Genomic DNA, 23392 nt, shown 5'->3' on the forward strand with positions numbered 1-23392 from the left:
AATGAGCAAGAAGATTTTCGTAACCGACACCATCCTGCGCGACGCCCACCAATCGTTGCTGGCAACCCGCATGCGCACCGACGACATGCTGCCGATCTGCGACAAGCTCGACAAAGTCGGCTACTGGTCCCTGGAAGTCTGGGGTGGCGCAACGTTCGACGCCTGCGTGCGCTTTTTGAAAGAAGACCCGTGGGAGCGCCTGCGCAAACTGCGCGCCGCGCTGCCTAACACACGCCTGCAAATGCTGCTGCGTGGCCAAAACCTGCTGGGCTACCGCCATTACAGCGACGATGTGGTCAAGGCCTTCGTGGCCAAGGCTGCCGTCAACGGTATCGATGTGTTCCGCATCTTCGACGCCATGAACGACGTGCGTAACCTGCGCGTGGCCATCGAAGCGGTCAAGGCTGCCGGCAAACATGCCCAGGGCACCATCGCCTACACCACCAGCCCGGTGCACACCGTCGATGCATTCGTGGCCCAGGCCAAACAATTGGAGTCCATGGGTTGCGACTCTATCGCGATCAAGGACATGGCCGGCCTGCTGACTCCTTATGCCACTGGCGAGCTGGTCAAGGCGCTCAAGGCCGAGCAGAACCTGCCGATCTTTATCCACTCCCACGACACCGCGGGCCTGGCTGCGATGTGCCAACTCAAGGCTATCGAAAATGGTGCCGACCATATCGACACCGCCATCTCCAGCTTCGCCTGGGGCACCAGCCACCCGGGCACCGAGTCGATGGTCGCCGCCCTTAAAGGCAGCGAGTTCGACACCGGCCTGGACCTGGAGCTGCTGCAGGAAATTGGCCTGTACTTCTACGCGGTACGCAAGAAGTACCACCAGTTTGAAAGCGAGTTCACGGCGGTCGACACCCGTGTGCAGGTCAACCAGGTACCGGGCGGGATGATTTCCAACCTGGCCAACCAGTTGAAAGAGCAGGGCGCTCTCAATCGCATGAGCGAAGTACTCGCCGAAATCCCGCGTGTACGTGAAGATCTCGGCTTCCCGCCGCTGGTGACCCCGACGTCGCAGATCGTCGGCACCCAGGCGTTCTTCAACGTGCTGGCCGGTGAGCGCTACAAGACCATCACCAACGAAGTGAAGCTCTACCTGCAAGGCGGCTACGGCAAGGCCCCGGGCACTGTGAACGAAAAGCTGCGCCGTCAGGCCATCGGCAGCGAAGAGGTCATCGACGTTCGCCCGGCTGATTTGCTCAAGCCGGAAATGACCAAGCTGCGCGGTGAAATCGGCGCGTTGGCCAAGTCCGAAGAAGACGTGCTGACCTACGCCATGTTCCCGGATATCGGGCGCAAATTCCTTGAAGAACGCGACGCAGGCACCCTGGCCCCTGAAGTCCTGCTGCCGATTCCGGAGGCAGGCGGTGTGGCCCGTGCCGGTGGTGAAGGCGTGCCGACCGAATTCGTCATCGACGTGCACGGCGAAAGCTACCGTGTAGACATCACCGGTGTCGGCGTGAAGGCTGAAGGCAAACGCCACTTCTACCTGTCCATCGACGGTATGCCGGAAGAAGTGGTGTTCGAGCCGCTCAACGAGTTCGTCAGCAGCGGCGGCAGCAAGCGCAAGCACGCCACCGAACCCGGCCATGTCAGCACGGCGATGCCGGGCAATATCGTCGACGTGCTGGTCAAGGAAGGCGATGTGGTCAAGGCCGGCCAGGCTGTATTGATTACCGAAGCCATGAAGATGGAAACCGAAGTGCAGGCCGCGATTGCCGGCAAGGTGACCGCTGTTCATGTGGCCAAGGGCGACCGGGTCAACCCGGGTGAGATCCTGATTGAGATCGAAGGCTGATAACAGCCTTCGACACTACCGCTTAATCCTCGGGGGGGCAGGTGCCCTCCTTTTTTTTGCCTGAAACTCAGGCCTCTGTAGAGGGTTTGCGCCTGAAACTGACAAAGACCCCGCTGGGTGTGTAGATCAGCCTCGGCGTCAAGGTTTTAAGGTTGCTGGTGATCCTGTTGAAGCGTCCCTCAATCTGAGCAGCGTCGATAACACGTAACTGGCGGGTAAGCAGTTCGTCGTTTTCGTGTTCGACCTGGATATTCAGTGTTGTGCCCTTGAGGCGGGCGCTGTTGCCGACTTTCAAGGTGCTGTGCGCTTCACCCATGCCGAGGGTGAAGGCCAGGGTCGACCCGTTTGCCAGGTCAAGGTCGTGCTTGATTCGCGTCTGGCTTTTCAGCGCAGGGTCCAGCAGCAGCGTGCCGGCAACGTCAAGATTGGTTACCGTGCCTGCGGTGTAGGTTGCGCCTGCATCAATCGTCATTGTGCCACCGATGTGACTCTGGTTGATCAGCGTTGCCCCGCGAGAGACTCGGCCTTGCTGATTGGCGTCCAGCGCACCGTCGAGGGTCCAGGCACCGCTGCCTATCCACAGGTGCTGGATACGAAGAGCGCCGTTGAAAGTGCCACCTTGGACATCGTCCAGCACGACGTGATTGGTGCCACTGCCACCGTCTACTTTGCCGTTGAATTGAGCGTTACCGCGCACAGTCAACACATCATCGCCACCCCCCATATCCAGGGCGATGCCTTTGGTGCCGCTTATCAGCCCATCGTTGGTGACTTGGTCATTGTGTTCTCCGATCAGCCTCACGCCGTAGCCGTTGCGACCGGTGATGATGCCCTCGTTGATCAGCGAGGTGCTCCCATAGGCCGGGCCCAAGTCCCCATCGTCCACCAGCACCCCATGATGTGCGCCGCGAATAACTCCACGGTTATAGATTTCGCCGCCGCCCATGGCGATGCCTTCGCTGGTGTTGGGGGCTCCGTTCTTGTCCGCGCCATTGGCCCCGGTGCCTTCAATGAGCCCGTAGTTGTGCACGCGTGCACGTTTGTCGATGTCCAGGCCATCACCGTCGCCATCATTCTCTTTGGATCGCTGGGCATCCGCGCCCCTGATGATGCGGTAGTTGACGACGTCTGCATTGCCCTTGGATTTCAGACCGGCCCCTTTATGGCCGATGATTACGCCGTAATTGATCAGCGTCACATCGTCGGTGGCTTTGATGCCGTTGCTGCCACCCGCTACCGCTCCGTGGTTGACGATTATGCTTGCTGCGCTGTTCGCGCTTATGCCGCTATACGACTCCTTGAAGCGCGTGGAAGGCCCGGTGGATATGGGCCCGTAGTTGGTAAAATGACCGCCGGTGGCGAGTTCGATAGCATTACTTTTTTCAGCATAAACAGGGGCTGCTGCCGAACAGCCAGGCAGGGGGATATAGGCCGCAAGCTGGTGGGGTACTCGTAACATTGGGTTTCGACCTCAAGTGTGCTTGAGGTCGAAAACTAACGCAGGTAACAGCCTACAGATGTCGGCTGGCAGAGCAGATGATTGTAAGAAGGCTCGCTGTCGGGATGTCGTCTGACGATGCTCGGTTAAAAGCTCATCGTCCATTGCCCCTTCAAACCCTGGTTGCGGCTATGGGTGCCAGCTTGGCCGCTGTAGGCCAGGCCCAGGGTGTGTTGCTTGGATAACGCAAGATCAACGCCCAAGTTTACGTCGAGGCTATTGCGGTCCAGGGACGTGCCGGTAATGGTGAAGCCATCAAGCGCAACGGGCGCATTGCGATAGGTTTGGTGCACCTGGCTGTCAACCGCGCCGTAGAGGTGTTTCCAGCCGGCGCTGAGGTGAGGCGTGAGGCTGACCTGATCATCGAACCTGTAAACCGTCGCCAAGCGCAGGCCAACGGTGCTGTTAAGGTTCTGCTGGGTCTGCGCGCCGACGTTCAGCGCGGTCAGGCCGCCACTTTCCTTGAAACTGTCGCGGTGATGACGCTGGTAGCCGAGGCCAGCGAAAGGCTCGATGTGGAGGTCCTGGCTGCCCAATTGATAGCCCAGCTCAGAGAACAGCGTTTGGCTTTGAGCATCGTAACGAGACTTGAGCGAGTCCTTGTAAACGAGCAGGTTGACGTCGCGCCGGTTGGTCCCGGCATGGCTGCTGTAAATCGCCCCCAGGCGCAGGGCCAGCGGGCCGTCCTGACGCACCGCGTATGCGCCCAGGTGCAAGCTGTCCAGTTCGGTAGAGAAGCGTTGCGCCTTTAGGTCACTGGCGGATTTTGCCCCCATAACACCCACACGCCAGGCGTTATCCACTGCCCAGTCGGCGCCCAGCATCAGACCCTTGCTATCGTGCTTCAGTCCGGCGCTGCCGCTTCGTTGGTCGAGGTGGCCGCCGTTACTCACCCCTTGTACCCAGAAACGACCGTTGTCATCGTCGGGCAGGTTGCGCAGGGACGAGAGCAATTGGCTGCTGATGTGGCTGGTGACGGCGTGCGTGGCGCTGAGCAGGTTCGCGTTTTGGCTACCGGCCAATTGCTCCAGGGCTGCGCCGATGCCGCCGGGCTGTGCGGCGAGTGCGTCATTTACCTTTTGCAGCTCCTTGAGCTTCTCCGAGGTCAATTCGCCGGACTTGAGCAGTTCAAGCAGTGCGGGCTCCAGCACCTTGGCCACTTGCACGCCATTGTAGGTGGAGGCTTGGCCAATGAAGTAGCCGGGGTAGGGCCCAGGGATTGGCGGCGTATCGACTTCAGGTTTGAAGGCCCCCTCAGCGTCGAGCGAATCATAGGGTTGGTGAGGCCTGTATTCAATATCGCCTCGTGCGTGCGCAGGTTGCACACTGAGGGCAATTACAAGACTGATAAATGCTGCGATTCTTTGCGGTGTAAAGGGCATGAATTACCGACCTCTGATGAATGAGGCCGGGAATGTAGCGGGGGCACAGGCGGATAACTGTCAGGCCATTGACCGCTGGTTTGCGGGAGTTGTCTTTAGTCAGGTGCGATAAAAAGCCCATCTGCGTTTGGCCGACCAAGGCGCTATACAACGGGTGCTGCGCTTTAACTGCGGTGCATATACCCCTTGCCGAAATGCCGCTCCATGCGCGCCTGGATCAGCTCCAGTCCCAGTGACAGTACCCAATAAATGATTGCCGCCGTGGTGAGCATCTCGATGTAGCGGTAGCTGGAGCGGCCATAGGACTGTGCCAGGAACATCACTTCCCATACCCCCATCACCGAGACCAGCGACGAGTCCTTGAGCATCGAGATGAATTGGTTGGTGGCCGGGGGGATGATGGTGCGCATGGCCTGGGGCAGGGTGACGTGCCAGAAAATTTCCCTGTCACGCATACCCAAGGCCAGCGCGGCCTCGCGTTGACCATGGGGCACGCCGAGGATGCCGGCGCGGAAAATCTCGCTCAGGTAGGCACCATAGTTCAGCGACAACGCGATGATCCCGGCGACGATGGCGCCCGGCACCAGGCCCAGTTGCGGCAGGCCCAGGTAAATCAGCAGGATCTGGATCAGCAGCGGCGTGCCACGAAAGAACGAGGCGTAGAAACTGGCAATGCCAAACGCCACCGCGCTTTTCGACAGGCGCCCCAGCGCGGTGATAAAGCCCAGCACCGATGACGCAAGCATGGCGCACAGGCACAGGAATAGCGTCAGCGCCGCACCTTGCAGAAAACCGTTGGGCGCCAGGTGCAGGCCGACCAGGTTGGGCAGCTTGTCGAGAATGATCGAGAACTTCAGGTCAAAGCTCAGGAAGAAACTGGCAAACAGGGCGAACAGCGCCGCCCAGGTCAGGTAAAGCCGTATGCGAAAACTCATTGGCTGATGTCGGCGCCGATCCATTTTTGCGACAGCTTGCTCAAGGTGCCGTCCTGTTTAAGCTGGGCGAAGACCTCACGCACTTTGCTGTCCCACTGCGCGTCGCCTTTCTCGATGGCTACCGAGTTGGGCTCCGAATACAGCGGTGCGCCGGCCAGCTTGAAGCGCTTGTCCTGGGTCAGGCGCGGCTGCGCGGTAACCAGGTTGGTGAGGATTGCGTCCAGACGCACGCCGGCGCCCAGGCCCAGGTCCTGGAACGCCACATTGTCGGTATCGTACGGGGCGATCTGCACCTCTTCGAACGGGTACTGCAGCTGCGTGTCTTCGGCGCCTTCGATGACCAGGTTCTTGTTCAGGTAACTCTCGTAGCTGGAGGCACTGGTGAGCCCGACTTTCTTGCCGCTCAGGTCCTTGGCTTCGTGGATGCGATCATCCTTGGCGTTGACCACGATCACCGCGGGCGAGGCGTAATACTCAACCGGGAAGTCGAACACCTCGGCGCGTGCCTTACTCGGGGTCATGGAGCAGATGCAAATGTCATAGCGCCCGCTCCAGCGGCCAGCGGCAATGACGTCCCATGAAGGCGTTTCCAGGCGCAGCTTCACGCCAAGCTTTTGCGCCACGGCCTTGGCCACATCCACATCGAAACCGTCGAGCTGGTTCTGCTCGTTGAGGAATGAAAACGGCGGGTAGCTTTCCATCAGCACGCCGACCAGTTCCTTCTTCTGCTCGACACGATCCAGCGTGGCACCGCCAAAGGCTTGGGTGGAAGCAGCCAACATCGTCAGGCCCAGGGCCAACAGCGGTCTGAATTTCAAAATCGAACACCTGAATAAAAAAGAGGTTGTTATTAACCGAACGGTACGCATTAAATAGTTATAAGAACGACTCTCATAGTGAGTTATTTTCATAAGCATATGAGTAAAAAGCATATGGGCGCAGCACGCACAGTAATTCTCGATGGTGGCATGGGCCGTGAACTGCAACGCCGTGGCGCGCCGTTCCGCCAGCCGGAGTGGTCGGCATTGGCCTTGAGCGAAGCGCCGCAGGCGGTGGAGGCGGTACACGCGGCCTATATCGACAGCGGTGCCGACGTGATTACCAGCAACAGCTACGCGGTGGTGCCCTTTCATATTGGTGAGGCGCGCTTTGCCGCCGAAGGCCAGGCGCTGGCCGCATTGGCCGGTGAGTTGGCGCGACGGGCGGTGCAGGCGTCCGGCAAGGCGGTGCGTGTCGCTGGCTCCTTGCCGCCGCTGTTTGGCTCGTACCGGCCCGACTTGTTCCTGCCGGAGCGGGTCAGCGAGTTGCTGACACCGCTGGTGCTGGGCCTGGCGCCTCACGTCGACCTGTGGCTGGCGGAAACCCAGAGCTCAATCGTTGAAGCGCGAGCGATTCATGCCGGCCTGCCGCAGGACGGTAAACCGTTCTGGCTGTCGTTCACCTTGAAAGACGAAGACACTGACGACGTACCGCGCCTGCGCTCCGGCGAACCGGTAGCGGAAGCGGCCGAGGCGGCGGCGCAGTTGGGTGTGCAGGTGTTGTTGTTCAACTGCAGCCAGCCGGAAGTGATCGGCGCGGCGATCGATGCCGCGCGGGAGACCTTCGAGCGATTGGGCGTAGCGATTCAGATCGGTGCCTACGCCAACGCCTTCCCGCCGCAACCCAAGGAAGCCACGGCCAACGATGGCCTGGACCCGTTGCGCGACGACCTCGACCCGCCGGGTTACCTGCATTGGGCTGCTGATTGGCAGGCGCGTGGCGCCAGCCATTTGGGTGGGTGCTGTGGCATCGGGCCGGAGCATATTGCGGTGCTGGCGCAGCGCCTGACCAACTGATCCACCGCAGATTAAAGTGTGGGAGGGGCGGTGCGAGTGAGATCTAGATTCGGCAGTCGGCCAGCGTTTTCAGCTGGCCCGAACCACTCTGGTTCGCCTCAGACAACCAGGCCTCAAATCCCGCGCCCACTTTGGGCCATTCCGAATCCAGGATCGAATACCACGCCGTATCCCGGTTCTGCCCCTTGACCACCATATGCTGGCGGAACACCCCCTCAAAACTGAACCCCAATCGCTCGGCCGCATACCTGGAGCGCGCATTGCTGTTGTTGCACTTCCACTCCAGGCGGCGGTAGCCCTGTTCGAACGCGTACTTGGCCAGCAGGTAAACCGCTTCGGTACTTTTTGGCGAGCGCTGCATCGGCGCGCCGAAGGTGACGTGGCCGATTTCAACGCGGCCTTGGGCTGGGACGATGGACATCAGGCTGAGGATGCCCTGGACCTGACCGGTCGCGCGGTCGATCACGCTGAAAAAATACGGGTCGCTATGGGCCGCATGGTTGTTCAGCCAGGTATCAAAGGCGCCGCGCTCGGGAAACGGGCCGTAGGGCAAATAGTCCCATAGCTTCGGGTCAGCACCGGGCCCTTGTAGGGCTTGCCACAGTTGATCGCCGTGGCGCGCCGGATCGAGTTTTTCCAGGCGGATAAAGCGCCCTTCAAGCAGTTGAACCGTGGGGGACGGGACGCCTTTCCAGTCGGCGAGGGAAGTGGACATGCTGGGCTCCTTAAAGACCTTGGCGAAATTGGATGAAACCAGGGCGTTCGGCGATGCGTTCGTAGAGTTGGATCGCGGTGGCGTTGGTCTCGTGGGTCAACCAGTGCACTTTGCAGCAGCCATCGGCCTTGGCGGTGGCGTAGACGAACTCGATCAGCTTACGGCCTACGCCGGTGCCGCGTTGGGATGGGTCCACTAAAAGATCCTGCAGGTAGCACGAGTTCTCGATGCTCCAATTGGAGCGGTGATAGATGAAGTTAACCATGCCCACCGCCTTCCCGTCCTGCCAAGCCAACGCCGAGTGGGTCGGCTCGCGGGCGTCTATCAGGCGTTGCCAGGTGCTTTGGCTGACGGCGTCCGGCAGTTCGGTGTTGTAGAACTTCAAGTAGGCCAGCCACAACGGTAGCCAGGCGGCGTGGTCCGCGGCGGTGACTTGGCGGATGTCGATCGGGGTCATTCTGCAACTCCTTGGGGAATGAAACGGGCGAGATTCTGGTCGCGCAGATCAGCGCTGCCGGCCAGGGCTTCACGTACGCCGGCCATATCGGCTGCGCTGCGGTTCTGGCTGAGCTTGCGTTTGCCGACCAGGCGGTCGATAGGCAGGGCAAAGCCAACGATGGCCTTGAGCATGGCGTCGATGTAGTCGGCCGGCGCGTCGCCGACGGCCCAAGGTTGGGCGCGGCCGCGTTCGTGGTGATCAGTGAGGGCGCCGACGACCTTGAGTAATCGCTCGCCGTCGTTGAACACGTCGGCCTTGCCGTAGGCGTGCACGGCGAGGTAATTCCAGGTGGGCACCACTTTGCCGTGCTCGGCCTTGGAGGGGTAAAACGCCGGGCTGACATACGCCTCGGCGCCAGCAAAGATGACCAGTGCTTCACTGCCGTTTTGCAGGTCGCGCCACTGCGGATTGGCCTTGGCCAGATGCCCATAAAGCGTACCGTTGGGTCCTTCGTCGGGATTGAGCAGTAACGGCAGGTGGCTGGCCTGCAGGCCGTTTTCACCCACGGTCACCAACTGCGCAAGGCGCGTGTGCTGGATCAGTTGCTGGATTTGGGGCAAATCATCAAGGGCGAAGGCGCGAGGTGTGTACATGGAAAATTTTCCTTGGCGAATACCTGCATCCTAGGCAGGCTAATGGCTCGTTGTAAGAGCCATCTAGCCCTCATTTCATAGGTCCAATATGCCGCCCGTCATCCCCTCGATGTCGTTCGACCCTGCTGGCATCGAGTTGGATCGCCGCCAGGGCCTGACACGCCAACTGTACGACGCCCTGCGCCAGCGCGTGCTGGATGGGCGGCTGGTCAGTGGCACGCGCTTGCCTGCCACCCGTGATATGGCGGCGGCGTTGTCGATCTCGCGCAACAGCGTGGTACGCGCATACGATCAGTTGTATGCCGAGGGGTTTATTGAAAGCCGGGTGGGAGACGGCACCTACGTCTCGCAGCTGCCCACAGCAAAAAAACTATCCACAAAACTATCCACAGGGTTTTCAACAGGCTTACCCACAGCCTTATCCACAAATCGTCTGGATAATGCGCACACTCAGGCCAGCGAAGTTATCCACAGTGGTGGCCTGGACAGGGTCAGACATAACCATTTGGTCCAGCCTCCTTGCGGTCCGCCACGGGCTTTTCGGGTGGGGGTACCGGCCTTCGATCTATTTCCTTTTGAGGTGTGGGCCAAGCTTAATGGGGCGTTCTGGCGCAAGCCGGACCTGGCGCAGTTATGCTACGGCGACCCGGCCGGTGACGAGCGTCTACGTGGCTTGATCGCCGCTTACCTGCGCACTGCGCGAGGTCTGCAGTGCACGACTGAGCAAATAGTGATCACCAGTGGCGCGCAACAGGCAATCAGCCTTTGTGCACAGTTGCTGGTGGAGCCTGGGGATTGCGTGGCGGTGGAAAACCCGGGTTATCGCGCGGCAGGCCATGCCTTTGCGTTGGCAGGTGGACGATTGAAGGGTGTGCCGGTGAATGGCGATGGTATTGACTGCGAGGTCTTGAACCGCCTGAAGGATTGCCGGGTGACCTATGTCACGCCGTCCCATCAGTACCCGTTGGGCGTGGTGATGAGCCTGGCGCGGCGCCTGCAATTGCTGGCCTGGGCCGAGCGTACTGGCGGTTGGATCGTCGAAGACGACTATGACGGTGAGTACCGTTACACCGGAGCGCCCTTGTCGCCCTTGGCGGCGCTGGACCGTAGTGGGCGCGTGCTCTATGTCGGCACATTCGGCAAGGTGGCATTCCCGGCTTTGCGCCTGGGTTACCTGGTATTGCCGCCGGGTCTGGTAGAGGCCTTTGCTCAGCGCCGCGCCGTGGACATGCGTCATTCCGAAGTCAGCACTCAGGCCGTAATGGCCGAATTCATGGCGGCGGGGCATTTCCAGCGCCATATTCGGCGTATGCGCCGTGCGGCCCTGAACCGCCGCAACGCTTTGTTGGTCGGCTGGCCCAGCGAGTTGCCAGGTGTCGGGGCCTTGCCCAGCGTTGCAGCAGGCTTACACCTGACGGTGCGCGTGGACAGTCTGGCCCGTGAGCAAGCGCTGCTTGCCCAAGCCCGCGCGGTGGATGTCGAGATCAACGGCTTGAGCGGCTACTGGCTGGCAGATACCGGCCCACCACCGGACCAGCGTGCCGGACTGGTGCTGGGGTTCGCTGCCGTGCCTGAGGCGGCCATCGCACAGGCGCTGGCCCGCTTGCGTCGGGCGTGGCTGGCTTGAATACGATCCGGCACTGAGGTTACTTCACCTTGAAAAACAACCGCTGGGCCTGGTCCCGGTTTATTTCGCTGAGGTAGAACGCGGTTTTTTGCTGTTCGTTGAGGCCGTCAAGACTGTCGGCATCTACTCCCCGGGCGTGCTCTTGCGGGGTTTTCAAGCGGCCCCTGAGAAAAGCCCTGGCGGGCACCCATTCGGCCGAATAATGGAAGTGTGCATACCACAGCACAGTTTTATCACTGCGGTTACTCAGGGTGTACTCATCCAGGTAGACCTTGACAGGCCCTTTGAGCCGGCGGCGTTTGACGGTTCTCTTGATTACGATCTCGTTGTTTTGCTTAAGCCATTCCACGCTACTGATGGTGGGTGGGCGTTTCTTGATCATTTGCAGTTTCTGGCGAGCCGCCTCTTGATAGAGTGCCTGCGCCGCTTCGCTCAGTTGTTTGTTGACCAGAGCCGCAGAGCCCCCGTTGCTCTCGGTGGAGTTGCTTTGGGTCAGAGCCTGCTCAATGTTTGCAGAGGCCTGTTCCAGTTTTAACGCATGCTGGTGGTACAGCCATTCAATGCCAGTAGCGCTGCGCTCCGGTTTGATCGCCTGTTGGCCAGTGCGCTGCTTGAAGGCCCCCAACCCGTCCAGAAGCTCCTGGGCCTGGCTGATACTGGTGGCGACGTCCAGAGTAGTGGTGGTAGTGGTGGTCTCGACGGGATTGACGTGCTGCACCCACACACCTGGGGTTTTTTCGTGAAAGGTCGCCATGATCTGCTGGTTGAGAGGAGAGATGACATCCACCATGCCGGTTTCATCGCCGGCCTCTGTCAGTCGTGGTACTCCCACCAATACCCCGTTGTAGCGCGTGTGAATGATTTTTTTCTTTGCTCTTGGCGGTGTTGAAGGCGGTGTCGGGCGGCTTCTGAGCGTGTCCCGATCCGCGTGCAGCAGTTCCAGGCTACCCAGGGTTTCGCGGTAGAAATCGCGGATTTTTTCGCGCAGGGTCGTGATACGTGCAGGCAGCGCTGCGTCAGGAAACTCGTCGGGGAAATCCTGCAGGCGTTCGTCGATGATCTTGAACTGTTCGACCAGGCTGCCAAGGGTTTCGATGCGTTCATCCAAGCGCGCCTGGCTACGCTCCATCGACGTTTCATGCAAGGCCTGAATCGACAGGTTGGCGGTGTCGACGATGGTGTCAATGGCACTCCAGGCTGACGAGGCTGTGGCGATGCTGTCGCCGTCCAGGCATAAGTTGCGCGCCAAAGACACTTGCAAGGCCCTGAGGTCGCGGGCGGTGTAGCTTGGCAATTGACTCCGGTAGTTGCGAATTTGCTCGAATCCCAGCTCACCCAGCGCTTTGAGTTCGGTAAGCCGCGATTGGCTGTAGTTCAGGCGCTGGATCATGTCCTGGCTCAATTCAGTCATGATGCGGGCATCGTCGATATGACGTTCCTGGGGATGGCTGATTTGATGTTCGACCTGGTCCAGCACGGTTTTGAGTTTAGGTGTGAAGGCGACTTGCGCCTCGGTGATACCGGTCCGGGTCAGCTCCAGTTGGGCGTTCACGTAGCGGATTGCGTGTTGCTGATAGTCCGCGCTGGGCGAGAACACGTTTAATATCTTGAGCTGTTGCAGTGCCTTTTCGTAGTCGCTGCTCTGGCTTTTGAGTTTTTGCAGGTAGGTTTGGCGTCTGACCTCGGATGAAGTGGATGACGCGGTGTCCGACATCGCCAGATGGGCCTGCTGCAACTCCAATTGCGCAGTGGGTTTGTTTTGTTCAAATAGCGTCAGGCGTCTTTGGGCTTCTATCGCGTTGATCTCAGCTTTGGATTTTGACTGTTCCTGCAGCTGCTTGGAACCGGCGCCGCGCAGGCGCAGACGAGTGTCGATGAACCATTGGCCCTGAGCGTTGTGAATCAACGCAGGTCCTGTTCGACCGGGCTGCTTCGGGTCGATGATGAATACCGCTTCATCTTCACCGGCACTGACCTCAAACCAGCGTTCCCCCACAGGGGCGTAGTATTTTTGTGCCTGATGAAAGAGATGCTGGTACTGGTTTTTTGCGGTTTGCGCCGCGCCGAGGCCTTGCGGTTTGCTGACCTTGAAGCTGTCGAGCACGGTTGCGAGTTCGCTGGGTATGCGCTTGATTGCGCCGCTGGTGTGCAGGTGCGGTAAATGTGTGGCCGGCAACTCCTTGGTCAGGGTCACCTCTTGTTTGATCGTGACCTGCTTTGTGCTGGTCGCTTTGGTCAGCTTTGGCGTGGTCTTGCGTGGGTAGCCGGTACGGTGGCTGCGGCTGGCGGCGTGCAACGTGATCGCCATGCCGAGGTTCAACAGGACATCGGTGAGTGCCGACCACTCGGCTTGTTTTTCGTCGTGGTCATGCGCTTGCACAAAGGTTTGCAGTTGATCGACCACCTGCCAGATCCAGGCGCCCGTGCCGATGGTGCGCCCCAGAAACGGCAGCACCCCATTGAAGATCACCCAGCCGGCGTGTTTAAAGGTCGCCCAACGGCTTTCGGCGTTGGACACCGATTGGCGGTCGGCCAGTTCTATCAGGGCCTGGGCATTGGCCTTGAACATTGTGGTGAATCGATCACCGTTGAGTACTTCGGTGCCCAGGGTCATTGGCCCGCTCATGGTCCATAGCTTGTCGGGCTCCACCAGGTAATCGGCGACCGCCCAAGGTGAAGGCAGCGAGCCGGGAAATACATAGTTGGTATAGTCGCTGCGGACCGCATCCGGCAGCCAGGCCAAGACCGACTCGCACAAGCTGCTCGATTGCGCGATCGTATAGATGAGGTTGGCCGGCGACGGGAACTGCATCAGGGCTGGCGTGAACAGCGGCCGGTACAAGAGGCATGGCCCGGCCGCCGGGTCTTCGGGGCCTATCACGTACATGTTGGCGACCGTGTCCACAGAGGTGTCCGTGCGCCGGGTGGGCACGAAGGCCAAGGGCCTGAGTACGATGGTTTGCCCGTCCACTTTGCTGTCAGTGGCCTGTTCTTGCATCACCGCGGTCACATAACGGTAGCCCCGCTCGTCAATGCTGCCTTCCAGGCGGATCTTGGCCTGCAAGGCCTGCATCGGCAGTTGGATACGCAGGTGTTGGCTATATAGCGTATTGCGGCGTGCAGATTCCCGAGTGTCATCCAGCAGCTTTTCCTTGATCAGCGCAGGGTAGGTACGGCCAATATCGGCATCGGTGGCCAGCGATTCAAAATAGGCAGGGGTCATCCACTCAGGCAGGTTGGAACCATTGCTGGTCTTGACCACTTTGTTACCGACGGGCACTGCAATCAGGTTTTGCAGGGCCAGTTCAACCAGGCTGAACGTGTTGCTCTCAACCTGGCCCGGAACGACGAAAGCGCCCCACACGACCGGGCTCTCTATTTGCAGGAAGATCTTCTCCAAGGGCAGGTTAGTGCTATCCGGGTGGTCCTTGATCACCTTTGCCTTGATGACCTTCAACGCGTACGCCTCGATAGTAGGGACGTCGTCCAGGAACGACCGACCGGCATTCTGGTTATGCAGCGCGGCGAGGTCTTTGAGGTGCCGAGCATAGAAATTCGAGTCGCTGGGTGAAGCGTTTGTCAGCCAGTCGGGCATCTGCTCGCGGTACCAGGCCAGATCCGGGCTGCTTTGCGCAGGCGGCGGGGCAGCAGCAGGTGGCGTGCCCAGTGCCATATCGACGTTGTTGGTTTTGCGCAGGTCGGAGAAGTCGATTTCAGCGATGGTATCGATCTGCAATGACACCAAGGCACAGGCTTGGTGATCAAAGAAGTTGCCGTCCGGTTCAAACAGACGCCATTGGATTTGCGGGTCCGTGACAGAGCCCGACAGGTGCGCGGGCAAGGATTGGCCCAGGTGCTCCAGCGAAGGAAACTTTTCATAACCCTTGAGCAGCGAATGCGTGAGGACTGTGGTTTTGCCTTCGTGTTCGCCGATCAATACCGCGATGATCACATCATTGACGTGCTTGACCTGCCCTTCATCGTCGACTCGGTCGATATCAACCAGGCAAGCCCTGAGCTTGTAGAGGTCGTTGCCCTTTCTGTCGGCTTTGTCGGGGTGAGTGAACAGGGCGCGAGCCATGGCACACTCGGTGGCGGTCCAGTCATCGGCGGCCTCGACATCCCACACCGTGCGCAGCAGGTTCGACAGCTCGTGCCAATGTGGGCCGCTGCCGTTGGTTTGATTCCAATAGTTGATCGTTTGTTGCTGGTAGGCCCGCAGCATCGAAGGCGCAAGTTGGTTGATGGTCTTGGCGATTTCAGTCACGCGAACGGGCAGGTGTACCGCCGGCTCGATGATCGGTTGCTGCGTGAGAAAGTGCTCGCCCTGAAGGTACAGGATCGGCACCGCCAGCACTGCCTGCCTGGCAAGGATGTCACTCAGGGCCTGGTACTCGGTGGGGCCGGCGCTGACCCGGTCGTCATCCAGGTTCCAGGTGGGCGTTGCGAGCATGACGGTGTCCGGGTCGATATCCAGCGTCGGGTACTGCTCCTGGAGCGCCTCGCGCAGCAGCAGGGTTGCAGTCTCCCTGAACGAAGGACCTGTAGAGAATTGGGTGAGCAGCGCTATGCGTGCATCCGGACGCGATGTGGTCGAGGGCGTGGTCGTTGAAGCGGGGGCGTTCATGGTGAGGCTTCCCTGTCTGGCCGTTTGGTGGAACCAGCCCTGAGGTCAAGGCTAGAAATTTCCATGCTAGGGCGCGGCCACACAGAGAGGCGGTGCTTAGATAGGCCACCTTCACAAGCGCATTCGAAGGTACACGTCAAACCAAGGTGCTTCAGGTGCCGGATTTGATCCTGGTCCAGGCCCTTGTCCTGGCGCGTTCGGCTTTGCTGTCCAGGGGGATGAGGGTGTAGAGCGTGGCCATGGCGGTGTCGGTCGGATACAGGTTGGGGTTGTGGCGAATGGTCGGGTCGACCCTCTCGGTAGCGTCCCTGTTTGGATTGGGGTACCCGACGAAGTCACTGATGGGTGCGATCACTTTGGGTTGCAGCAGGTAGTTGATGAAGGTGTAGGCGTCGTTCGGGTTTTTGGCGCCTTTGGGAATGGCGAGCATGTCGAACCAGATCGGCGCGCCTTCCTTGGGCAGGCGCATGTCCACGGTCACGCCATTCTTGGCGTCTTTGGCACGGTTGGCTGCTTGGGAAAAACTGCCGGAATAGCCCACCGCCACGCAAATATCCCCGTTGGCGATGTCGGCCATGTACTTGGAGGAGTGAAAGTAAGTGATGTACGGGCGGATCTTCATCATCAGTGCTTCGGCCTTGTCGTAGTCCTTGGGATTGCCGCTGTTGGGGTCCAGGCCAAGGTGTTGTAACGCCAGGGGCAGTATTTCCGAGGGCGAGTCCAGCAGTGCGACGCCGCATTGCTTGAGCTTGCTGAGGTTTTCCTCCTTGAAGATCAGGTCCCAGCTGTCCACGGGGGCGTTGTCGCCCAGGGCCGCCTTGACCTTGGCTGGGTTGAAGCCGATCAGGATGGTGCCGTACATGTAGGGCACGGCGTATTGATTGCCGGGGTCGTTGGCTTCGATCAGCTTCATCAGCTTGGGGTCCAGGTGCTTCCAGTTGGGCAACTGGCTTCGATCCAGGGGCTGGAACACACCGGCTTCGATCTGCTTGGCCAGGAACACATTGGACGGCACCACCACGTCATAGCCGGAGTTGCCGGTGAGCAACTTGGCTTCCAGGGCTTCGTTGGTGTCGAAGATGTCATACACCAACTTGATCGACGGGTTCTGTGCCTTGAAGTCTTCCAGCGCCTTGGGCGTGATGTAGTCGAACCAGTTGTAGACCTTCAGGGTTTTTTCTTCGGCCTGGGCTGCGCCACTGACAACCACGGCGCACAGGGCGAGCGACTTGAGTATGTTCATTGGGCTGCTTCCTCGAAACCTTCCAGCACGTTGACGGCGTTGATGCCGATTTCCTCCACCGCGTAGCCGCCTTCCATCACGAACAGCGTGGGCTTGCCCAGGCGGGCAATGCGCGCGCCCATGGCCAGGTAGTCCGGGCTGTCGAGCTTGAACTGCGAGATAGGGTCGTCCTTGAAGGTGTCCACGCCCAGGGACACCACGATGATGTCGGCGGCGTAGCGCTCGATCTCTGTGCAGGCTTGTTCAAGCGCTGCGCTCCAAGCCTCCCAGCCTGAACCTGCGGGTAGCGGGTAATTGAAGTTGAAACCTTCTCCGATGCCTTCTCCCTGCTCATCTGCATACCCGAGGAAGAACGGAAACTCTGCCTCCGGATGGCCGTGGATCGAGGTGAACAGCACGTCGCTGCGCGCATAAAAAATCGACTGTGTGCCGTTGCCGTGGTGGTAATCCACGTCGAGGATCGCGACCTTTTTGCAGCCCTGATCAAGGAACGCCTGGGCCGCGATGGCTGCGTTGTTGAGGTAGCAATAACCGCCCATCAAATCGCTGGCGGCGTGATGCCCAGGCGGGCGGCACAGCGCGAAGGCACTGTGGGCGCCTTGCGCGATGGCGGCCTGGGCTGTGAGGGCGACTTGCGCGGCGCTGTAGGCCGCTTGCCAGGTGCCGGCGGTAATCGGCGCGCCACCGTCGAAACTGTAATAGCCCAACTGGCCGTGCAGGCTGGTGGGAATCACGCGGCGCAACGTGCGGGCGGGCCAGGTGTAGGGCAGCAGGTCGCCGTCCTGGCCGTATTCGGTCCAGCGTTGCCAGGCGCCTTTGAAGAAATCCAGATAGTCGCGGCTATGGACGCGTTGCAGCGGCGCCAGGCCAAAATCCTGCGGGGCCTGCACGGGGCCCAGTTCCCGCGTCTTGACCCGTTGCAGCACGTGGTCGGCACGCGAGGGCATTTCAAAGCAGGGCATCAGTTGCCCGTCCATCAGTTCACAACGGCCGTGGTGCAGGTGGTGATCGTCCGAGTAGATCGTCAGCATTTGTTGTTCTCCGCAGGCTGTATCGGTGTATGCAGTCTTGCGGTGGGCGCGGTTTATGAGAACGTCAGGAGCGGCCAAAAGGGGATCAATATGGCCAAAGTGTGTGTCCGCAATTCGCCCCTCATTGGCGCGTCATGCACGAAATTGGCTCGGCGTCACGCCGCTCCAGCGCACGAAGGCATGCCTGAAACTCGCCGTTTCGCTGAACCCCAGCGTCTCGGCAATTCGGTGGATCGGCCACAGGTTGTCAGCCAACAACTGTTTGGCGCGTTCAAAGCGCAACTCATCGAGCAGTTCCTGATAGCTGCAGCCCAGATCATGCAGGTGCCGGCGCAGGGTGCGCGCCGAACAGTTCATCTGCTGCGCCAGGCCATCGAGCCCAGGGGCGGCGTGCAGTTGTGCGGTCAGCAACTGGCGGATTCGCCCCAGCCAGGCCTCGCGCCCGGTGAATTCGGTGTTTTGTTTGCGGCAACGTTCGACCATGGCCTGGTGGGTGACCGTGTCGGCCAGGGGCAACGGTTGGGCAAGCCAGCGTTTATCAAAGGCGAACGCGTTGGCAATAGCCTGAAACTGTAGCGGGCAGTCGAAGCTCTCGGCGTAGCGCGCCTGATAATCCGGCGCGTCGTGCTCAAAACGAGCGCCCAGCAAGGGCAGGGGATGGCCGAGCAGGTCGTCACAGATGACCTTCAGTGATCCCAGACACAACTCGACATTGAAGGCGGTCAGGGCCGGGTTTTCGCGGTAGTCGCCGGCCGTGAACCAGATACGTTCGCCGTCTTCCTCCAGGCTCAGTTCGAAGAGTGTTCCCAACAGCGCCGGATACCGCAGGGCCAGGTGCAAAGCGTCACCGAAAGTGGCACTGGTGAGCAGGGCATAGCCCAGTATGCCGTAGGAAGAAACATGCATACGCCGGCCAACGATCAAGCCGATATCGCGCTGACGGGCCACGGCATTGGCGCACACTTGCATCTCCTGGTGCGTGGCGATGCGCGTGTCGGCGCGGCTCAAGTCCGCCGCGCAAATGCCGCTGCCGGCCAGCAACGCTTCGTGGGGCAAGCCTTCGGCCTCGAAGGTGCTGAGTACCAAGGACACGGCATTGAGGGTGGTGAGGTGGGAGTGCAGCATGGGAACTTCCAGCCAGGAGTGGCTGGAAGTGGAGCAAGTTACATGCCGGTCAGCTCAGTTCGCCGCACAGGTCCAATTCCACCAGGCGACGGATTTCGCTGGTCTCCAGCCCGGCACCGAGCAGGGCGTTGAGCTTGCCGAACGCTGCCTCGCGGGTCATGCCGCCACCGGACAGTACGCCCACATCGCGCAGGCGGCTGCCGGCCTCGTAGACGTCCAGTTCTACACCGCCTTCATGGCATTGGGTGATAGCAACCACCACCACATCCTGGTCCTGCGCACGTTGAAGGCTGGCCAGGAAGGCTGGGTTGTCACTTGGCCCGGTGCCGCTTCCGAAGCACTCCAGTACCAACGCCTGAATGCCGCTGCCAATTACAGCGTCCAGTTGCGCGGCATCAATACCCGGCACCAACGGCAGTACGGCGACATTCGCCAAGGCTTTGGGCTGACGGTAATCCAGCGCGGCCGGCAGGGACTCGGCGCGGGCAATGCCACCCTGGCGTTGCAAGGTCGCAAACGGATTGCGCCCGAAACTGCGAATTTTCGCGCAACGGGTCGGCGCCATCAGCGCGCCGTGGAAGTACAGGTGTACACCCGCTGCCAGGCCTTCGCCCAATGCCGCCAAAGCACCACTGACATTTTCCCAGGCATCACTGTCCGGCACGCCGGCCGGCAACATCGAGCCGGTGAACACCACCGGTGCGGGCAAGCCCAGCAATTGGAAACTCATGGCCGCCGCGCTGTACGCCAGGGTGTCAGTGCCGTGCAGGATCAGCACCGCGTCGCAGCCGTCGTCCACGGCTTCAACCACGGCGGTACGCAGGCGCTGCCAGTAGGCGGGGGTCATGTTGGCGCTGTCGATCAGTGGCGCCATTTCCCGGAACCGCCACGTGGGCACTGGCGCGTCGGCAAGCTGTTCGCGCATACGCGCCTCAAAACCTGAAGCGGGCGCAAGGCCATTGGCGCTGGCCTGCATACCGATGGTGCCGCCGGTGTAGAGCACCATCACGTTGTTAGCTGGTTGCATGAGAAATCTCCTGAACGAAAAACGCCGCCGGGCCCAGAGCATGCCCAAGGCCGGGCGGCGTGTCATCTAGCGGTGATCAACGTTGCGCTTGAGCGCTCAGTTCAGCCGAGGGTGCTGCTTCAGGCTTCACCGGATTGGCCGGCCAGGCCTTGCGGTCCAGGTCCAGGTCAGGGAACTGGCTGGAGTCGAACACCGGGGTCTTGATGCCCGCTGCACGCTGGTTGTCGTAGTCGTTGAGGATGCGCATGGCGATCTTGAACAGGAATGCCAGGGCGAACAGGTTGACGAACGCGAGCATGGTCATGGTGATGTCGGCGAAGGCGAACACGGTGCTCAGGTTTTCGATCGAACCCCAGAAAATCAGCACCAGCACCAGTGCGCGATAGCCCATCAGCACCTTGCGGTTATTGCCGACCAGAAAGCGCAGGTTGCTCTCGCCCAAGTAGTAGTTGTACATGATCGAGGTGAACACGAACAACGCCAGGGCCACCGAGATGAACATGCGGCCCCAGTCACCGACCACCGCCGCCAGGGAGTTCTGGGTCAGGGCAATGCCGTCGCCTTCAAAGCCTGGGGTGTAGAAACCCGACAGCAGGATCAGCAACGCAGTACAGGTGCAGATCACGAAGGTGTCGAGGAACACGCTGAACGCTTGCACCACGCCCTGGGCGATCGGATGCTCTACCGAAGCCACCGCGGCTACGTTAGGCGCACTGCCCAGACCTGCTTCGTTGGCGAACACGCCGCGCTTTACACCCATGATGATCGCGCTGCCCACCAGGCCACCGAAGGCTTGGTCGAGGCCGAACGCGCTCTTGACGATGGTCGCGAGCATGGCCGGTACGTGGTCGAATTGCAGCACGATCACGTACAGGGTCACGGCGATGTACACCAGGGTCTTGACCGGTACCAGCAGGTCGGCAATCGACGCAATACGCTTGATCCCGCCGATGAACACCAGGCCCAACAACACCGCCAGCGCGAGGCCGGTGTAAGTGGTGTCGAGGCCAAAGGCGTTATTGAGCGAGTGGGTCACGGCGTGGGCTTGCAGGCCGTTGAAGGCAAAACCGAAGGTCACCAGCAGCAGGAACGCCATGACCATCCCCAGCCAACGCTTCTGCAGGCCGTGCTGGATGTAATAGGCCGGGCCGCCACGGTAGGTGCCTTCAGCGTCGGTGCGCTTGTACAACTGGCCGAGGGAGCACTCGATAAAGCTCGAAGACATGCCCACCAGAGCAGTGACCCACATCCAGAACACCGCCCCCGGACCACCCAGGGTCACAGCAATACCGACACCCGCGATGTTACCGGCACCCACGCGTCCGGCCAGGCTGAGCATCAGCGCCTGGAACGAGCTGAGTTGACCGGCGCTGCTCTTGAGGCTGTCTTTAAACACCGAGAACATGTGGAAAAAGTGACGCAATTGAACGAAACGCGAGCGGATCGTGAAATAACCGCCGAGCCCGACTATGAGCACGATCAGTACTTTCCCTGAGAGGAAGTCGTTGATGACTTCGAGCATGGAGTGTTCCTCGCTGATTTTTCTGATGGCAAACGCAGGACGGTCCGACGCATCGCTCGGCACCAGGCAGTGCACGACGCTTCGATCCCCATCCTTTTGCGGGTGTTGTTATTCATGCGGTTTCGCGTGGTACCCGGGCCTCGTTACCGATGGCCGCAGACGCGAGAGGGGCGGCACTATACCTAGGCGAGACTGATCCGTCTGCACGGGCTGATTAAAGGTTTCAGCCACGCGGTGGCAAGCAAGGTGGGTTTGCAGGGCGATATTGGAGTTTTTATGGGCTTCATTTCACAACCTTGAGGCAAAAAAAAGGGCCTGAAGAACGAGCCTTCAGGCCCTCAAAAGGTGAGAGGTGTCTAGTCCCTCAGCCTGGTGAGCGGTGCAACAAACGCTTAGGCCTTCAGCGGGACCAAGCGTGGAGCGATCATGTTTTCCGGGCGCAGGATGTCGTTGAGCATGGCGTCGTCGAGCAAGCCTTCTTCACGCACCAGTTCCAGCACGCCGCGGCCGCTTTCAAGAGCGATACGCGCGATGCGGGTGGCGTTTTCATAGCCGATGTAGGGGTTCAGCGCGGTGACCAGGCCGATGGAGTGCTCCACCAGTTCGCGGCAGCGTGCTTCGTTGGCGGTGATGCCGACGATGCAATGCTCGCGCAGCATGTCCATGGCGCGTTGCAGCAGGCGGATCGAGTCGAAGATCTTGAAGGCGATCAGCGGCTCCATCACGTTCAGTTGCAATTGGCCGCCTTCGGCCGCCATGGTCAGGGCCAGGTCGTTGCCGATGACCTGGAATGCCACCTGGTTAACGGCTTCCGGAATCACCGGGTTGACCTTGCCGGGCATGATCGAGCTGCCTGGCTGGCGCGCCGGCAGGTTGATCTCATTGATGCCGGTGCGTGGGCCGCTGGACAGCAGGCGCAAGTCGTTGCAGATCTTCGACAGCTTCACCGCGGTACGCTTGAGCATGCCGGAGAACAGCACGAAGGCGCCCATGTCGGAGGTGGCTTCGATCAGGTCGGCCGCCGGTACCAGCGGCTGACCGCTGATGGTGGCCAGGCGTTGTACGGCCAGGGCCTGGTAGCGTGGGTCGGCGTTGATGCCGGTGCCGATGGCGGTGCCGCCCAGGTTCACTTCGGTGAGCAGCTCCGGCGCCAGGGTCTTCAAGCGCGCCAGGTCTTCACCCAGGGTGGTGGCGAAGGCGCGGAATTCCTGACCGAGGGTCATCGGCACGGCGTCTTGCAATTGGGTACGGCCCATTTTCAGCACATGGCTGAACTCGGCGCCTTTGGCGGCGAACGCCTGGATCAGGCTGTCGAGGCTGGCCAGCAGCGCGTCATGGCCCAGCAGCAGACCCAAGCGGATCGCGGTCGGGTAGGCGTCGTTGGTCGACTGCGCCATGTTCACGTCGTTGTTGGGGTGCAGGTACTGGTATTCGCCTTTCTGATGGCCCATGGCCTCCAGCGCGATGTTGGCGATGACTTCGTTGGCATTCATGTTGGTTGAAGTGCCAGCGCCGCCTTGAATCATGTCCACCACGAACTCTTCGTGGAAATCGCCGCGGATCAGGCGGGCACAGGCTTCGCTGATGGCAGCGTGCTTGGCTTCGCTGAGCTGGCCCAACTCGCGGTTGGCGTCAGCCGCTGCTTGCTTGACCATTGCCAGGCCGACCACCAATTTCGGGTAATGCGAAATCGGAACGCCCGAGAGGCGGAAGTTGTTCACCGCTCGCAGGGTCTGGATGCCGTAATACGCTTGAGCAGGTACTTCGAGTACGCCAAGCAGGTCTTTTTCTGTACGGAAAGATGCAGCAGAGGACATGACGGAAATCATCTCGATATGGACCCGGAACTGGCCGGAACGCTGCGAATGCTAGGCTTGTAGAAGTTTTTGGGCCAATGCTGTTAAACACTGGGCTATGCACAAA

17 protein-coding genes are annotated in these 23392 nt (G+C 60.3%); 3 read left to right on the forward strand and 14 right to left on the reverse strand.

The window, feature by feature from the left end; translation table 11 throughout:
* Position 1: 1 nt before the first annotated feature.
* The gene (gene oadA, locus E4P00_RS22860) at positions 2 to 1810 is read left to right on the forward strand and encodes a sodium-extruding oxaloacetate decarboxylase subunit alpha (protein ID WP_032878657.1); all 1809 of its coding nucleotides are present in this window, start codon (positions 2 to 4) and stop codon (positions 1808 to 1810) included.
* Positions 1811 to 1877: 67 nt separating this feature from the next.
* Here oadA and E4P00_RS22865 read toward each other — a convergent pair whose 3' ends face one another.
* The 4 genes from E4P00_RS22865 to E4P00_RS22880 all read right to left on the reverse strand — a co-directional run bounded on the left by E4P00_RS22865 (position 1878) and on the right by E4P00_RS22880 (position 6443).
* The gene (locus E4P00_RS22865; protein WP_248133127.1) at positions 1878 to 3269 is read right to left on the reverse strand and encodes a hypothetical protein; all 1392 of its coding nucleotides are present in this window, start codon (positions 3267 to 3269) and stop codon (positions 1878 to 1880) included.
* Between the two features lie 125 nt (positions 3270 to 3394).
* Positions 3395 to 4690: an autotransporter outer membrane beta-barrel domain-containing protein gene (locus E4P00_RS22870; RefSeq protein WP_032878658.1), complete on the reverse strand. Its 1296-nt coding sequence runs from the start codon at positions 4688 to 4690 to the stop codon at positions 3395 to 3397.
* A 164-nt stretch (positions 4691 to 4854) separates the two neighbouring features.
* Positions 4855 to 5625, reverse strand: coding sequence for an amino acid ABC transporter permease (locus E4P00_RS22875; RefSeq protein WP_032878659.1), 771 nt, complete (start codon positions 5623 to 5625; stop codon positions 4855 to 4857).
* Positions 5622 to 6443 carry an ABC transporter substrate-binding protein gene (locus tag E4P00_RS22880; RefSeq protein ID WP_248133128.1) on the reverse strand — a complete coding sequence of 274 codons (822 nt, stop codon included), beginning with the start codon at positions 6441 to 6443 and terminating at the stop codon, positions 5622 to 5624. The genes E4P00_RS22875 and E4P00_RS22880 overlap by 4 nt, the downstream gene beginning before the upstream one ends.
* Before the next feature lie 114 nt (positions 6444 to 6557).
* On the opposite strand from E4P00_RS22880, the gene E4P00_RS22885 reads away from it, so the two are divergent.
* A complete protein-coding gene (locus E4P00_RS22885; protein WP_032878661.1) occupies positions 6558 to 7460 on the forward strand; it encodes a homocysteine S-methyltransferase family protein in 903 nt (300 codons plus the stop codon).
* A 43-nt stretch (positions 7461 to 7503) separates the two neighbouring features.
* Here the strand turns inward: E4P00_RS22885 and E4P00_RS22890 are convergent, their stop codons facing one another.
* Genes E4P00_RS22890 through E4P00_RS22900 form a run of 3 tightly spaced genes read right to left on the reverse strand, consistent with a single transcriptional unit; the run spans position 7504 to position 9267 of the window.
* A complete protein-coding gene (locus E4P00_RS22890) occupies positions 7504 to 8175 on the reverse strand; it encodes a GNAT family protein (protein WP_216090500.1) in 672 nt (223 codons plus the stop codon).
* A gap of 10 nt (positions 8176 to 8185) precedes the next feature.
* Positions 8186 to 8632 (reverse strand): GNAT family N-acetyltransferase, encoded by a 447-nt coding sequence (locus E4P00_RS22895; protein ID WP_032878663.1) that lies wholly within the window; start codon positions 8630 to 8632, stop codon positions 8186 to 8188.
* The gene (locus E4P00_RS22900) at positions 8629 to 9267 is read right to left on the reverse strand and encodes an FMN-binding negative transcriptional regulator (RefSeq protein ID WP_248133129.1); all 639 of its coding nucleotides are present in this window, start codon (positions 9265 to 9267) and stop codon (positions 8629 to 8631) included. The genes E4P00_RS22895 and E4P00_RS22900 overlap by 4 nt, the downstream gene beginning before the upstream one ends.
* Positions 9268 to 9355: 88 nt before the next feature.
* Between E4P00_RS22900 and E4P00_RS22905 the strand changes: the two genes are divergently transcribed.
* Positions 9356 to 10894, forward strand: a complete 1539-nt coding sequence (locus tag E4P00_RS22905) for a PLP-dependent aminotransferase family protein (protein ID WP_248133130.1) — start codon at positions 9356 to 9358, stop codon at positions 10892 to 10894.
* A gap of 19 nt (positions 10895 to 10913) precedes the next feature.
* Here the strand turns inward: E4P00_RS22905 and E4P00_RS22910 are convergent, their stop codons facing one another.
* The 7 genes from E4P00_RS22910 to aspA all read right to left on the reverse strand — a co-directional run bounded on the left by E4P00_RS22910 (position 10914) and on the right by aspA (position 23286).
* The gene (locus E4P00_RS22910) at positions 10914 to 15521 is read right to left on the reverse strand and encodes a DUF6543 domain-containing protein (RefSeq protein ID WP_248133131.1); all 4608 of its coding nucleotides are present in this window, start codon (positions 15519 to 15521) and stop codon (positions 10914 to 10916) included.
* A gap of 151 nt (positions 15522 to 15672) precedes the next feature.
* Positions 15673 to 16764, reverse strand: a complete 1092-nt coding sequence (locus E4P00_RS22915) for a polyamine ABC transporter substrate-binding protein (RefSeq protein WP_248133132.1) — start codon at positions 16762 to 16764, stop codon at positions 15673 to 15675.
* On the reverse strand, positions 16761 to 17795 hold the full coding sequence (locus E4P00_RS22920; protein ID WP_103734128.1) for a histone deacetylase family protein: 1035 nt from the start codon (positions 17793 to 17795) through the stop codon (positions 16761 to 16763). The genes E4P00_RS22915 and E4P00_RS22920 overlap by 4 nt, the downstream gene beginning before the upstream one ends.
* Positions 17796 to 17927: 132 nt before the next feature.
* Positions 17928 to 18920: an AraC family transcriptional regulator gene (locus E4P00_RS22925; protein ID WP_248133133.1), complete on the reverse strand. Its 993-nt coding sequence runs from the start codon at positions 18918 to 18920 to the stop codon at positions 17928 to 17930.
* A 49-nt stretch (positions 18921 to 18969) separates the two neighbouring features.
* On the reverse strand, positions 18970 to 19947 hold the full coding sequence (locus tag E4P00_RS22930; RefSeq protein WP_248133134.1) for an asparaginase: 978 nt from the start codon (positions 19945 to 19947) through the stop codon (positions 18970 to 18972).
* Between the two features lie 76 nt (positions 19948 to 20023).
* A complete protein-coding gene (locus tag E4P00_RS22935; protein ID WP_005792545.1) occupies positions 20024 to 21469 on the reverse strand; it encodes an alanine/glycine:cation symporter family protein in 1446 nt (481 codons plus the stop codon).
* A gap of 392 nt (positions 21470 to 21861) precedes the next feature.
* On the reverse strand, positions 21862 to 23286 hold the full coding sequence (aspA, locus tag E4P00_RS22940) for an aspartate ammonia-lyase (protein ID WP_032878672.1): 1425 nt from the start codon (positions 23284 to 23286) through the stop codon (positions 21862 to 21864).
* Between the last annotated feature and the right edge of the window lie 106 nt (positions 23287 to 23392).

Source organism: Pseudomonas sp. B329, assembly GCF_023127835.1.
GTDB classification, from domain to species: Bacteria; Pseudomonadota; Gammaproteobacteria; order Pseudomonadales; family Pseudomonadaceae; genus Aquipseudomonas; species Aquipseudomonas synxantha_A.